Annotated in this window: 15 protein-coding genes; all 15 read right to left on the minus strand. The window is 38.5% G+C overall.

Annotated features, from left to right (window positions below):
* Positions 1 to 49 precede the first annotated feature (49 nt).
* The 15 genes from H5120_RS03035 to H5120_RS03105 are packed head-to-tail and all read right to left on the minus strand — an operon-like array spanning position 50 to position 14,153.
* Positions 50 to 1,279 (minus strand): beta-ketoacyl-ACP synthase, encoded by a 1,230-nt coding sequence (locus H5120_RS03035; protein ID WP_182673703.1) that lies wholly within the window; start codon positions 1,277 to 1,279, stop codon positions 50 to 52.
* Complete coding sequence (gene fabG, locus H5120_RS03040) at positions 1,279 to 2,004, minus strand: 3-oxoacyl-ACP reductase FabG (protein ID WP_002958631.1); 726 nt, start codon at positions 2,002 to 2,004, stop codon at positions 1,279 to 1,281. The genes H5120_RS03035 and fabG overlap by 1 nt, the downstream gene beginning before the upstream one ends.
* A complete protein-coding gene (locus tag H5120_RS03045) occupies positions 2,001 to 2,456 on the minus strand; it encodes a hotdog family protein (protein ID WP_002958632.1) in 456 nt (151 codons plus the stop codon). The genes fabG and H5120_RS03045 overlap by 4 nt, the downstream gene beginning before the upstream one ends.
* Positions 2,449 to 3,618 carry a beta-ketoacyl-ACP synthase gene (locus tag H5120_RS03050; RefSeq protein WP_182673553.1) on the minus strand — a complete coding sequence of 390 codons (1,170 nt, stop codon included), beginning with the start codon at positions 3,616 to 3,618 and terminating at the stop codon, positions 2,449 to 2,451. The genes H5120_RS03045 and H5120_RS03050 overlap by 8 nt, the downstream gene beginning before the upstream one ends.
* Positions 3,615 to 4,175 (minus strand): DUF3261 domain-containing protein, encoded by a 561-nt coding sequence (locus H5120_RS03055; RefSeq protein WP_182673554.1) that lies wholly within the window; start codon positions 4,173 to 4,175, stop codon positions 3,615 to 3,617. The genes H5120_RS03050 and H5120_RS03055 overlap by 4 nt, the downstream gene beginning before the upstream one ends.
* Positions 4,163 to 5,401, minus strand: coding sequence for an NAD(P)/FAD-dependent oxidoreductase (locus H5120_RS03060; protein WP_182673555.1), 1,239 nt, complete (start codon positions 5,399 to 5,401; stop codon positions 4,163 to 4,165). The genes H5120_RS03055 and H5120_RS03060 overlap by 13 nt, the downstream gene beginning before the upstream one ends.
* 1 nt (position 5,402) lies before the next feature.
* A complete protein-coding gene (locus tag H5120_RS03065; RefSeq protein WP_182673556.1) occupies positions 5,403 to 7,643 on the minus strand; it encodes a transporter in 2,241 nt (746 codons plus the stop codon).
* A gap of 46 nt (positions 7,644 to 7,689) precedes the next feature.
* Positions 7,690 to 8,199: an outer membrane lipoprotein carrier protein LolA gene (locus H5120_RS03070; protein WP_182673557.1), complete on the minus strand. Its 510-nt coding sequence runs from the start codon at positions 8,197 to 8,199 to the stop codon at positions 7,690 to 7,692.
* A 23-nt stretch (positions 8,200 to 8,222) separates the two neighbouring features.
* Positions 8,223 to 8,651, minus strand: coding sequence for a thioesterase family protein (locus H5120_RS03075; protein ID WP_182673558.1), 429 nt, complete (start codon positions 8,649 to 8,651; stop codon positions 8,223 to 8,225).
* Positions 8,644 to 10,188: a histidine ammonia-lyase gene (hutH, locus tag H5120_RS03080; RefSeq protein WP_182673559.1), complete on the minus strand. Its 1,545-nt coding sequence runs from the start codon at positions 10,186 to 10,188 to the stop codon at positions 8,644 to 8,646. Before hutH ends, H5120_RS03075 begins: the two co-directional genes overlap by 8 nt.
* On the minus strand, positions 10,181 to 11,149 hold the full coding sequence (locus H5120_RS03085; protein ID WP_002958640.1) for an acyltransferase: 969 nt from the start codon (positions 11,147 to 11,149) through the stop codon (positions 10,181 to 10,183). The genes hutH and H5120_RS03085 overlap by 8 nt, the downstream gene beginning before the upstream one ends.
* Positions 11,139 to 11,888 carry a glycosyltransferase family 2 protein gene (locus H5120_RS03090; RefSeq protein WP_182673560.1) on the minus strand — a complete coding sequence of 250 codons (750 nt, stop codon included), beginning with the start codon at positions 11,886 to 11,888 and terminating at the stop codon, positions 11,139 to 11,141. The genes H5120_RS03085 and H5120_RS03090 overlap by 11 nt, the downstream gene beginning before the upstream one ends.
* On the minus strand, positions 11,881 to 12,246 hold the full coding sequence (locus H5120_RS03095) for a thioester dehydrase (protein WP_182673561.1): 366 nt from the start codon (positions 12,244 to 12,246) through the stop codon (positions 11,881 to 11,883). Before H5120_RS03095 ends, H5120_RS03090 begins: the two co-directional genes overlap by 8 nt.
* Positions 12,230 to 13,594 (minus strand): AMP-binding protein, encoded by a 1,365-nt coding sequence (locus H5120_RS03100; protein ID WP_182673562.1) that lies wholly within the window; start codon positions 13,592 to 13,594, stop codon positions 12,230 to 12,232. Before H5120_RS03100 ends, H5120_RS03095 begins: the two co-directional genes overlap by 17 nt.
* Positions 13,587 to 14,153 carry a hypothetical protein gene (locus tag H5120_RS03105; RefSeq protein WP_182673563.1) on the minus strand — a complete coding sequence of 189 codons (567 nt, stop codon included), beginning with the start codon at positions 14,151 to 14,153 and terminating at the stop codon, positions 13,587 to 13,589. Before H5120_RS03105 ends, H5120_RS03100 begins: the two co-directional genes overlap by 8 nt.

The raw sequence follows: 14,153 nt of genomic DNA on the forward strand, positions 1-14,153 counted from the left end.
TACAGCAAAAACGAGTCAACAGTTAGTCATTAGTTCTATTTTAACGCGTTTAATCTGCTTTATAACGTTTAAATATTAAAGAGGTGTTAATACCACCAAACGCAAAGTTATTACTCATCACATAATCGGTATTAATCTCACGTCCTTGATGCCTTATGTAATCAAGCTGAGCACATTCGTCATCAACGTTATCTAAATTAATTGTTGGTGCAAACCAATTATCAGCCATCATATTAATGCTTGCCCATGCCTCTATTGCCCCACAAGCACCTAATGTATGCCCCAAATAACTTTTTAACGAGCTAATAGGTTTACTACCCAATGCTTTAAACGTTGCGTGAGACTCGGCAATATCACCTTTATCTGTTGATGTACCATGAGCATTAACGTAACCAATTTTTTCTGGTTCTAAATTAGCATCTTGTAGTGCCATTTCTATCGCTAGTTGCATTGTTTTTGATGTTGGTTGAGTAACGTGCTGTCCATCAGAATTACAACCAAAACCAACCACCTCAGCTAATATTGTTGCTCCGCGCGCTTTTGCATGTTCGTATTCTTCTAAAATAAGAGTACCCGCGCCTTCGCCTATCACTAAGCCATCACGATTTACATCAAAGGGACGAGGTGTTTGTTTTGGTGTGTCATTTTTTGTAGATGTTGCATAAAGCGTATCAAATACTGCAGCCTCTGTGATGCATAATTCCTCCGCTCCACCAGCCACCATTATTTTTTGTCGGCCAAACTTAATCGCTTCATAGGCGAAGCCTATTCCTTGAGATCCCGATGTACAAGCAGAGCTTGTTGTTATGACGCGCCCTTTTAAACCAAAAAACACACCAACATTTACAGGGGCAGTATGCGCCATCATTTTAATGTAACTCGTGGCTGTTACACCTGACATCGACCCCGTTTCCATCATATTTGCAAAGGCGAGTAGTGGCTCAGTAGAGCCCGTAGATGAGCCATACGCTATGCCCGTAGAGCCATCTGTTAGACTGTCGTGCTCTAGTAGTTTGGCTTGTTCAAGTGCGCATTCAGTCGCACGAGTTGACATAAGTGACACTCGCCCCATTGAACGGATTTGTTTTCGTTTGTAATGACTTGGTCGCTCAAAGTGTTTAACTGGCGCGGCTAAACGGGTATTGAGTTCGTTAGCTATATCCCACTCTGGCATAGTAACAACCGCATTTTCGCCTTTAATTAAGGCTTGTTTGAATTCAGACCAATCATCGCCAAATGCAGTGACCACCGACATCCCTGTTACAACAACGCGTTTAATCAAACCATACCACCATTAACCGAAATCACTTGGCGTGTTATGTAAGCTGCATCATCAGACATTAAAAAAGCAACTGTTCCCGCAACTTCTTTAACGCTCCCCATGCGTTTAAGGGGGATCATTTTCATCATTTCATCAATAGGTAATTCATCAGTCATCGCGGTTTCTATTAAACCAGGTGCCACACAATTAACTGTGATTTTGCGTTTTGCCAATTCTAATGCAAGTGCTTTAGTAGCTCCAATAATACCGGCTTTTGCTGCACTATAATTTACTTGCCCTCGGTTACCTGCAATACCTGATACCGATGACATTGTAATTATTCGCCCACCTTTACGGCTTTGTACCATAGGCATTACAGTTGGGTGTACTACATTATAAAACCCATCAAGGCCTGTACGTATTACACAATCCCAGTCTTCCCCTTGCATAGCAGGAAATGCCATATCGTTAGTAATACCTGCATTACACACCACGCCATAATAAGCGCCATGCTTAGCTATATCTTCTATTATTTGTGCTTTGGCTTGCTCTCTGTCGCATACATCAAATTGTAATAAACTGGTAGCTCTACCTAATGCATTAATCTCATCGCATGTTACTTGAGCTTGCTCAACACCGGCTCTGCAATGCACAGCAATATCAAACCCTTGCTCAGCAAGTTTTAACGCAATAGCTTTACCAATACCACGGCTTGAACCTGTAACTAAAATTCTTTTTGTCATTGATTTTCTCTTATAAATTCCAACGGATTTTCAGGCTGAAATACATTAATTTTTGCTTGGCAAAGTAGGGTTTCAGACGCGTGTATTTGGCATTCAAATACACTTAGACCTGACTCTTCTTGATATAGTTTTTTTACTTCAATAGTCAGCTTACTCCCGTTTTTAAAACACGGTCGATAAGTTTGATACTTTCGCGTGCCAATTAAAAAACCAATTTTTACAGGTTTATTTTCATCATTCGCTAACGCACCAGCGTAAGCGGCAATAGACTGCGCCATGTACTCAACACCAATATAGCTAGGTACGCCATTAATTGCAGGACTAAAAAAAGGGCTTTGCTCAGTGATAGTAACGCCGCATTGAGCTTCATCTTCGCTGTGTGTTAAAAGGCTATCTATTAAAATCATAGGCGCATCATGCGGGACTACTTGCTCTATAGGGTAATTAGTCAACGTTAACTCCCAATATTAAGCTGGCATTATTACCGCCAAACGCAAATGAATTAGATAAGCAGTATTTAAGAGCGGGCTTAAACGCTTGTTTTATTATTTTTATATCAGCCAAATCACTGCCTTCTTTAATCACGTTATACGGCAGCATATGTTGGCCGCTGTCTTTTAATAATAACCAACATATACCGGCTTCAATGGCGCCTGCAGCACCAAGAGTATGTCCTGTTAAATGCTTACTTGAGCTAAGCGGGGTATTGTTGCCAAACACGCGATTAATTGCAAGTGCTTCCATTTCGTCATTTTTTACAGTAGCCGTACCGTGAGCGTTAATATAATCAATATCACCAGAAGATAACTTTGCACTTTTTAGTGCTTTTTCCATTGAGGCTTGGGCGCCCATCCCATTAGGATCAGGGGCTGACATATGATGCGCATCTGAGCTTTCGCCACTGCCTAGTAACATAACGCCGTTATTTGTTATTGGCGTATTTTTAGTCATTACAAATAAAGCGGCCCCTTCACCAATATTAATGCCGTCTCTGGTGCTAGAAAAAGGCTGGCATAGACCCGAGCTTAAAGAAGCGAGCGAATCAAAGCCATTAATTGTTAATTGGCACAAACTATCTGCACCACCACAAATTACCACATCGGCTAAATCAGTATTTAGCAAAGCTCGAGCGCTAATTAACGCTTTAGCGCTCGACGTGCATGCAGTAGAAATACTGTAACAAGGGCCTAGCGCCCCTATTTTATGTGCAATGTAATGAGCGGGTGTTGCTAGCTCTTGATCACTGTAACTAAAGTCACCGGGCCAGAGTTTTGTACTTTCATAGCTTTTACGCGCTCTTTCGCCATCATGAATACCTGATGTACTAGTACCCATTACAATTGCGATACGCGACTTATCAATATGCGAAAGTTTATCTAAGGTTGGCTTAATCTGCTCTAAAGCTAAATCAATAAATGTATTGATACGTTTATTATTTGATAAAGCAATAGACTGAACTTGCCCGACATACAGCGGAGTTTGCTCAGCACTTAAACTTTTATTTAAAGTTAATAAAGGAGTTGCAGGGTTATATTTATTTAAGCTTGTTGTGGTTGCATCTTGGCCTATGCCCATCGCACTCACAATGCCTAAATCATTCAGCCAATATGTCACTGTTCTACCTTTTTAAATGTTATTTGATACTGATGTAAAATATTGTTCAACGTTGTCGACTCATCACTATAGTCAATGGTAATAAATGTACCCTCATCGTTAAATACCTGCCGATTAGAGCCAACCTGCTCTATTAAAGCACCCTCTAACTGCTTTTGTAAAAATGCTACTGGCCAATGTACTAATGCAATATCCGCCAAAATATAATGAGGGTCTATCCCTTCTACCGCCAGCATATTTAGTGTTTTTACTGGGCCATTTAAAGGTTTTTCAAGCTCCATAATTGGAAAGCCTTGCACTGTCATTAACAATAACTTAATTGCACCTTTGTCATTTATAGCTAATTGGGCAAATACAGTGTGTGTGTTTTGCTGATTCGTAATATACAAAACATGCTGCCAAGACTTATCAAACATTTGTGCTGGCACACTATTAATATTTAATTGAATATTAGGTGATAGATACACTTTATTTTTAGATGCTGTAAAACTCGTACATGCGCTCAATACAGCAAATATAAATACACTACACACCGCATACTTAATTAATTTTGACATAACTGAGCCAACACATTTAAACGGCGTTCACTTTGTGCAACAAATGGGTTATTCGTATCCCATGCGTAACCCGCTAAAATAGCACTGATCATTTCTCGTACTTGGGTATTTTGTTCAGAGTAAAATATCACATCCTGAAAACGCGTATCGTACCACCCTGTTACAAATGTTCTAAAACAATCGACTCCAGCTTGTAATGGCTGTGCGTAGTGAGCGTCAAAATCGACGACTTCGTTTTTTAAATAGCGATCAACAAGTGGGGCAATTAAATTTGCAGATTTGAGTGCGATTGTTACACCTGATGAAAATACCGGGTCTAAAAATTCCCCCGCATTACCCAATAAAGCAAAGTGCTTACCATATAACTTACTCACATTTGCCGAGTAGCCTTTTATATTTTTTGCTGGAGTTAATAACTCACGCTGTGCTAACAGTGTTTTTAAATAAGGGTCTTGCTCTATAAATTGATTTAGTAAATCGCTAGATTCATCATCATTAAAACGCTCTGACTGCGCCACAACCCCAATACTCGCAGTACCATCACTAAAGGGAATAAGCCAATACCACACGTCTGAATATTGAGGGTGTACGGTAATCAAAATTTTATTTCGATCGAAGCTTGTATCACTAATATTGTCTTTAAAGTGACTAAAATAAGCGCTTCGAACAGGAAAGTTAGAAGGAAGCTCTAAATCTAACAATTTTGGTAATACACGCCCAAAGCCACTTGCGTCCAATACAAATCGGGCATTAACGCGATAAGCTTGCTGCTTCTCATTGTGTACCACTAATGATGCACCATTTGGCTCATCACAGTAGTCAACCACCGTGTGCTTATATCTGATTTCTACGCCTTGTTCTTGTGCTTTGTCTGCTAATAATTTGTCAAAGTCGGCTCTTTTCACTTGATACGTAGTGCCTGGGCCTTTAGTAAATTTTTCAGTGAAATTTATAGTTGTATTTTGCCCTGCCCGATGAAAAGCAGCGCCATCTTTAAACTGAAAACCTAAAGCCGCTGCATTGTTATGTAGTGTATCGATTAAGCCCGCGTCTTCTAAGTACGCCATACATTGCGGCAGTAAGCTTTCACCAATTGAAAAACGTGGAAACGCCTGCTGTTCAAGTACCAGTACCCGCCATCCCTTTTGAACTAAAAGACTACTAGCCAATGCACCAGAAGGCCCAGCGCCAATAACAACAACATCGTACTGCTCAAGGTTATTCAAATTATTGTTCCTTTTGAGGCTTTAAAACACTCAGCGGTGATAAAAAGTAAATAGCTAAAATCCCTACCATTACACTCAGCCCAAAGCTAAAAATAGCCGGTGTATCAGATGCACTCAACATGCCAAATACCCACATTGATGACGCAGCCGATAAGCTAATCGCTAACACATTTTTGGGCTCTAACTTATTTATTTGATAAAAAACGAGGTAATCAATTGCTAAGGCAATAACAAGTAACGCACCGAGTAAATTAAATAACGACAAGCTACCTTGAATCGCATTACATACCCAAAGCATGCTCAACACCACAATAGATAAAATGGTCACCTGCAGCAGCGCTATCTTAATCGTAAATCGCCAACTAAAAAGCAGCCAACTAATAAAACCCGCAAGCACTAGGCTTAATAGTAAATATTCACGGTAATCACTTAATAAAGTACTAATTTGTTTAGGTTTATTATAAAGGTAAATTCCATTATTTTTTTCAACCTCATTAATTAGTTGATCAGATGAAATACCCGAAATAGACATCCATGTTATCGATTGACTTGGCTCAACAATCATTTGAGAAAGCAGTAATCGTTTAAATGTACTCGTGGCGAGTGTTTCATAAGTTAATAACGGTGCTTTTGTACTTGCTAACGCTTGCCCAGTAACGCGCTCTGCAATATCCAAAGTCCCTTTATTTTTAGCCTGTTCAAACAAGGCTTGGTTATCGCTCTGCTTTTGTAAACTAGGCAACCAATGGCTAATGCTATTATGTTTAAAATTAGGGTTTAGTTGGGTTAAGCGTTTTAAAAATTGTTCTTGTTTTTGTAAAAGCGCTTCGTCGCTATCTGCAAACATAAAAACAATTTCGCTATCCCATTGCCCAAGTAATAACAAATGCTTTTTTTCGTTTAGCATTAAATGCTCGGAGCTAGCATTTAATAGCTTTACATCATCATTAAAGCTAATAGGTTTTATTAAAAATAACGCACTTATAAGGGCTAATAACGTAATGAGTATTGGTTTTTTTAAACTATTACAATATAAAAAAACCTTAATGAGCTTTTGACTCATCAATAGACTCGAAGGCGATAACGTGAGTGTAGATTGCCACAATGGCAAAACTAAAACTGTAAATAGCCAAGCACTCACTAAACCCGCAATAACAAACACGCCAACTTGAGATAATAACGTTAGTGGCGCACCCAGTAAGCAGCAATAACCCAACGTAGTCGTAATAAGAGACAGTAAAAGCGCAGATTGAGTCCCTTTGCTGTAGCCTTTTTCATGCTCTTTTTTGGCTAAGTCAGTCATACCATGAAATGCATAATCAATGGCAATACCAATCAAGGTAACTGCAAAAACAAGCGTTAATAAATGAATAGTATTAAACAGCAACACCATAGCGATAGCGCCACCAATAAGTGCGCTCAGTACGGTAAAGCTTGCTAATAAAATACTGTTTAAACGCCTAAATACCCAAAATACCATCGCAATAAGGGCTAATAAGCTAATGCCACCAAACAAGCTCATCTCGTATTTAGCTTGTTTAGCATTTTCAGCCGTATGAAATAGCACACCAGAGTAAGTAATGCTTAAATCAGGGTAGGTTTCATTAAGTAAATTGATCTGTTTAATTATCGAGCCTGCTAAATCAATCGATTTATTAACCCCTAAATTTTCAGGCGCTAAGTTTGACAAAATGACACGGTATTCAACGCCATTTAAATGTCGAGTTAAACGACCTTGTTCAAGCGTAAACAATTGGCTTTGTTTTAAGTTATCTTCTATAAATGCCGCTAAGCTCAAACTTGTATCTTTGCTTAAGGTAGCACTTACAAATGGGTTGCCTAACTGATTTAATTGCTCAAGGTAATAATGTTCAAACGTTGTTTTTTTGCTTAATGTTTGCTTGTAAGTATCACTTAATAACGCATGTTTGAAAGGTGAGAATGTTTGCGCTAAATCGTTAACGGACGGAAAGTTAAATGTGCTTTTAATTGCATTATCGTCGAGCCATTTTTGGAAATCATCAAATGCTTTATTTTTATTATTTCCTGCAAACGAGAACATAATACGGTTAGCATTTTGCTGAAAAAAAACATCTTCCGCATGTGCAATTTGGGAGTGGGACTTTGGCAATAAGCTAAACATATCGGCGCTAAACGTTGGTTTAGACAGCCAAAAAGCTGCAGCAAAAAGTAAAATTAAACTGCTAAACCACCCTACAATAACGGTAATTCGTTTTGTCACTGCACTATTCCCTTAATTAACCACTGCATTATTTAAAAACATAATTTTATTTGGAATAAGTAAACTCAATTTTTGTGTTATTTCCTGAGTGCTCATTTAGTGTAATGCTGCTCACTTGCTGAGCAGTTTCACATAAAATAAAATCACTAAATAATTGCTGTAGCATCGCTTCTTTTGGTGTTAACTGTGTGCAACTGTCTTGCATTTTAGCAATGTCAAAACGTGTTTCCAGAGCACTCATATTTACGCTAAGTAAGTCACTCAGTAATCCTACAAATTGCTCGCTACCGGGTTGTGGTATTAACTCACCATTGGCATTTTGTGCAAGCACTTTGCCGTTTTCTATTATGAGCATACTCTCAACAGGCATTTTCACTTGCCAAATGAGCTTTTCGTCAATTAACGAAAAAACACCCGACGAAATAAAAGGCTTAGCAAATCCATTAAATTGCTTATATTGCTTAAACTCACCTTTAATAGCTGCTGCATTTACTACAGTGCAAAACAGTAAAAAGCTAATAGCTATGCTCAATGTAAAACATTTTAAAAAATTCATTTAATCGCCTATAAAATAAAAATTTAATTCAAAACCGCTTTTAACTTATTAAATAAAATAACGGGTGATTCAAATTGCATTTCTTTGGAGCTAACCTCAACCGCAACTTGCGTGGTTGAGGCTTTAGTAAGGCGCTTATTAGTTAGCGAGTCAGTGATTACGTAATCAATTCGTAGTCTATTCTCGTATTCTTTTAAATAAGCCGCTACTTTAATTTTTTGAGTAAATACTGCTGAGGCAACATACTTTATTTGCATATCAACGATTGGCCACGCGTAGCCCGATTCATGCATTTGCGGGTAATCATAATCAAATAACCGCAATAACTCGCAGCGCGCTACTTCTAAATAACGTGGGTAATTACCATGCCATACAACATTCATCGGGTCGCAGTCATGAAATGGAATTTCGATTTCTACCACATGCGTTAATAATGCACCTTTACTATTCATACAACGCCCAACGTTTAGTTTGAATATACCCTATTGTTTGCCTTAGCACGGCTTCCATTGGTCTATCCTCAGTGAGGTTTTCAAAGTAATCAGTTATATCGGTATACATGTTTTGCATATCTTGCGTTAAAGTCGAAAACTCAAGATCGCCTTGCTTAATACGTAATCTAACACCTTGAATGCTGGCTAATAACGTACTTGCTAACACTTGTTCTGTTAGCTGTAAAATACGTAAACAATCGCGAGACGCAATAGTTCCCATACTCACTTTATCTTGATTATGACACTCCGTAGAGCGAGAAAAAACGCTGGCCGGCATGGTTAGCTTTAATGCCTCTGCAGTGTAAGCACTACAGCCAATTTGAACCGCTTTAAAACCATGATTAATATAACGGCGCTCTGGTGCACTATCAGACAAGTTTGAAGGTAGCCCATTGTTGTACTTAGTATCAACCAAAGAAGCGATTTGTCTGTCGGCTAAATCAGCAAGGTTTGCAACGGCTGTTTTCATGCTATCCATTGCCATTGCAATGTGGCCTCCGTAAAAATGCCCGCCGTGTAATACATGCTCACCTTGGCCGTCAATTATTGGGTTATCGTTTGCTGAGTTAAGCTCGTTTTCTATCATGTGCCTAAAAAACGGAAGACTGTCTTGCAGCACACCAATAACATGGGGTGCACAACGGATTGAATACCTATCTTGAAGTCTGTCTGCATTACGAGGGTGATCGTGATGGTTTAAATCTTCTCTTATCCAACGTGCAATTTGTTGCTGCCCAGGATGTGGCTTAACTAAAAATAATATCTCATCAAAATGATGGCTATTTCCTTTAAGCGCTAAACTTGATAATGCAGTAATACGGCTCGCCAGTTTAGCTAAGTAATTAGCCCTATCAAACGCTAAACACGCTAATGCAGTCATTACCGCTGTGCCATTCATAACGGCAAGACCTTCTTTTGGCCTTAGTGTTAGTGGTTCTAAGCCAACTTCTTTCATAACTTCTGCACTGTTACGTACTTGGTCTTTGTAAAACACATCACGCTCGCCTACCATCGCACCTGCAACGTAAGATAACGGTGTTAAATCGCCACTGGCACCTACTGACCCTTCTTGCGGGATCACAGGCACTATATCGTTATTTAAGTAATCTTTAAGTAGATGCAGCATTTCCCAGCTAATACCAGAGTAGCCCTGTGAAAGTGATGTTAAGCGGGTCGCTAAAATTGCACGCCCTTGAACTTTATTAAATACATCCCCGAGTCCACAGCCGTGAAAGCGAGTTAAATGCAGAGGTAATTCATCAACTAAATCAAGGGGTACAGCCACCGTTACAGAATCACCGTAACCAGTAGTAACGCCGTAAATCACGCCATCTTCTTTTAAAAGTGTGTCTAAAAAACGCAAAGCGCTATTAATTTTAACGCTAAAAGTCTCACAGCTATTTAATTGCACTTGTGTTTCATTAAAGGCAACTCGAACAATATCTTCAATTGATAATCGCTGATTGCCAAAAAGCTGTATATTTTGTTCAGTCACACTTGTTCTCCATTGATTGATCGCGCACTACCTGCTGATCACTTTTCCAAAAATCGTAAAAATTAAACCACTGATAAGGATATAAAGCTGCGTAATAACTCAAACGCTGTGCATAGTCAGTAATAATAAGTGTTAGCGCCTGCTGTCGCTCTCGTCGAGGCATTTTTAATGATTGGCTGTAATGTTCAAATATCACTTGATACTTTTTGCTTTTTTTATCTTTTAAACAAAACAAAAAGTAAACAGGGCAATCAAGCAGCGCGGCTAATATAAAAGGTCCCTGTGAAAATGGGGCTTTTTTGCCTAAAAAAGGTACCTGTACCGACCGAGAAGCCGTTGTTGTGCTTGTTCTGTCACCAACAATAACGATTATTTCTCCCTGCTCTACTTTTTCTTTTAGTAAAATAGCTAAGTCAGGCCCCATATCAGTCACTTGTATTAAATTGACCGACACATCTGGGTTAATCTTTTTAAGCATTTTATTAAATTCAACAGCGTGATGAGTAAACACCAGTACATTTATTTTTTTACTGCTGCGGTGCTGGCTAAGTGCCCTGCACACCTCTAAATTACCCAAGTGGGAACCTATAAAAATAGCCCCTTGGTTTTGCTCATCTAGCTCAGCAAATAAATGCTCATTCGTGTATTTAATATCACGTTGGGTTATTCGCCCAAGCCAAGCATCAATTTTATCTAATGCGCTATCTGCAAAACTGCAAAAGTGCGTTAATTGCATTTTAAACGTAACAGGTTGTTTGCAGCCTTGGTAAACATTAACCTGCGCTAAAAACGCTTTAGATGCTACACGCGCTACTTTTCCTGTTAAAAAAAGATAAAAAACCACAGGAAACAAAACAATCCACAGCCCTTTTCTACCCAGTAATTTATGAGCAAATAACAGTATTTGAATACCTAAGAAATTACCGCGCTCTTGCATTTTAGACCAGTGTTTAGCGGCCATAACGCCTCTTTAATTTATGCCAAATTAACACAGGAGAGCGAATCAACATTCCAAAAAACAAGCGGGTGTGTAACCACGAAATACGCACGTTATCGTGTAAAGGCTGAAAATGAGAAAGCCCATTTTCGGGGTAAATTACTTGGCTAGGTAAAAATACAAAAGGCACATTGCGCCAATATAAACGCACTAAAATTTCGGGGTCAAAATCCATGCGTTTTCCAAGCGATACCTCATCAATTAGCTTTGTACTTTGCTCAAGCGGATATACTCTAAAGCCACACATCGAATCTACAATTGTAAAACTTAACGTTTCAATCCATACCCAAACATGCGTTAAATAACGTGCTAAATAACGGTGTTTAGGCACTGAATCGTCATATATTGGGCAACAGCTTATAAGCGCTTTAGGCTGAGCGTTTGAAAGCGCTATTAGTTTTTTAATATCAGATAAGTCATGCTGACCATCAGCATCAACCTGTATCGCATGCGAAAAACCTAGCTTATATGCTTGCTTTAAGCCTGTTTGTACCGCGCCGCCTTTACCTTGATTATCGTCGTGGCTAACTACACTCAACTGCGTGTATTTTGCATCAAGCTTACTGAACACACTTTTAGCTTCGACTCTGCTTGCGTCATCAACCATAATAATAGGAAGATTAAATGACGATAATTGGCTCAGTACATCATCAATAACCGTAATGTGATTATAATTTGGGATAACAATACAAAAGTTATTCATTTATTAGGCTTTCAAAAACAACACGGCCAGATGCATGCTGTCCTTTGTTTGAATTATACGAAAAGGTATATTTATTCTCTGCTTTTTGCTCAAGCAATAATTCGATTGTTATACCTGGGGTAATCACTACCTGAAATTTTAATACTTCAACATTTTTAACAGGTTGCTGAACATTATAATATTTACAAATTGCAGCCACAGCCCAGTCTAATTGCACAACACCTGCGAGTATTGGGCCATCCGTAAAATGTCCTTTGAAATAATCTAAATCATGAGGAACTAGTAAGCTTAATTTACACTTTTGCTCTACTTGTTCACAAGACAGTAAATCAGGCTGTGTTTTAGTCAACTTTTGCAAAAAGACTCTCCAATGCTTTTAAATTTAACTTTGCCTGTGAGTTGTATGGTAATTGCTCTACAAAACGCCACTTTTTAGGGATACAAATTCGCTCAAAGCGCGCTAATGCATGCGCTTTTAATAAATTATTTGTAGCTAACTTACCGTCACCATTAAAAAACATCTGCCCTTTATGCGTAAGCACAACAATAGCGCCTACAATTAATCGCTCACCAGGCAAGGCGATTACTTTAGCTTCACTTACCCACTCACTAGTACACAAATGTTGTTCTAGCTCATCTAAACTTAATCGTTTTTCTTCTAATTTTATAATTCGATCGAATCGGCCTAATAATCTAAATTGACCATTTTTAAACACTTCGCCTCTATCATCTAAAGGGTAATTCTTGTCGCGAACGAGCGGTGAGTTTAAAATTAAACGCTGATCGTCCAAAGCCCGTACTTTAATACCCGAAAATGGCTGCCAAAGGCTAACCTTTTCAAGTGAAGTAACTTGTCGATATGCAATACCACCTGTTTCGGTACTACCAAAAACTTGTGTGACTGGTTTATTCAATTGCGTAAACAACGAAATGGCATCTTCATTTAGTAGCGGTCCACCTGATGAAAATATCCATTGTAAATGAGACTTATCATTCACTAATACATTATCGATACATAACCGTTTTAACTGCGCTGGGCTTGAAACAAACACTACTTTTTTAAATAACCTAAGCTTTTTAGCTACATGCTCGGGGTAATGCAATAGTTCTGTATTTACAACCTTTCCTGCACGTAATGGCCACAATAATCTAAACAATAAGCCGTATATATGCTGATGCGAAACGCTCGCTATAAAAATAGGATTATCAATCAGTGCGTAGCTATTAATTAATGTACTTAATTCTTTATTTATTACCTGCCACGTTTTTACAATTGGCTTTGCTTTACCCGACGAGCCCGACGTGTAAAAAACAATTGTACCTTCTTCAGGCCATTTAATTATTTCAAGAGATACGAAATGAGGTTGATTGTCTAACGTACCTACATCTAAAAAATCAGCCTCTACATCGGCTACTAATTCAGATTCACCAATGAAAAAAGGCGTTTGTTTAAGTAAGGAGTTTAACGTTGCAGGTTGCCCATTCGACGGCAAAATCACTGCGTTACCGTGTGATGCTAAAGCAAATAGGTACACGGCAAATTCATAGGTGTCTGTGGTGTATAAAACAACCGATGATTTAGTATTTAACGTTGATAGCTTTGCTAAAACTTGGTTTATATCACTAACAAACTGATACTCTAAAATATTATTGTCGTTATGATTAAAACATGCTCTTAACGCATTACTTTGAAAAGCATTAAACACCGGCATTCCTTTTTACTTTTTGTCTGACTAGCCACTCTATCGCAAACAATGCGCCCATGCCTAAGTAAGCAATAAAACCATTATAAAAAGCCCAAGTTTCTAGGCTACTAAAAATACTGGTGTACAGGGCAACACCACCGTTCAGTACAAAAAACACACACCACACTAGCGTTACTTTTTTTGTATAAATTACACCGTTTTCATCAAGTGAGGGCTCAGTAATGCGCGCAAAGGTTTCAATAATAGAAGGCCCTTTATACAAAGAATACGCAAACACAACTAACATAACTAAATTAACGATTACGGGATACAAACGCAGCCCTAAGTCGCTATCCATTACCTTGGAAATCAAAATAGTAATGGCTGCTAAAAATGTAGCGGGCTTTAACCACGGCATTTTATCAAACAAGGTTCTGCTTAACCAAAGTCTAAGCCCGAGTAAAAATAGCAGTAATACTGTAATAATCTGACTATTAAAACGCGTAAGGCCTACGTACACAATAATAGGGTAGCAAGCCAAGCAAATCATAATTAACGTTGTTAAAACTGCTTTTAACAT

The sequence above is a fragment of the Pseudoalteromonas sp. SR43-2 genome (assembly GCF_014163885.1).
Lineage (GTDB): Bacteria > Pseudomonadota > Gammaproteobacteria > Enterobacterales > Alteromonadaceae > Pseudoalteromonas > Pseudoalteromonas distincta.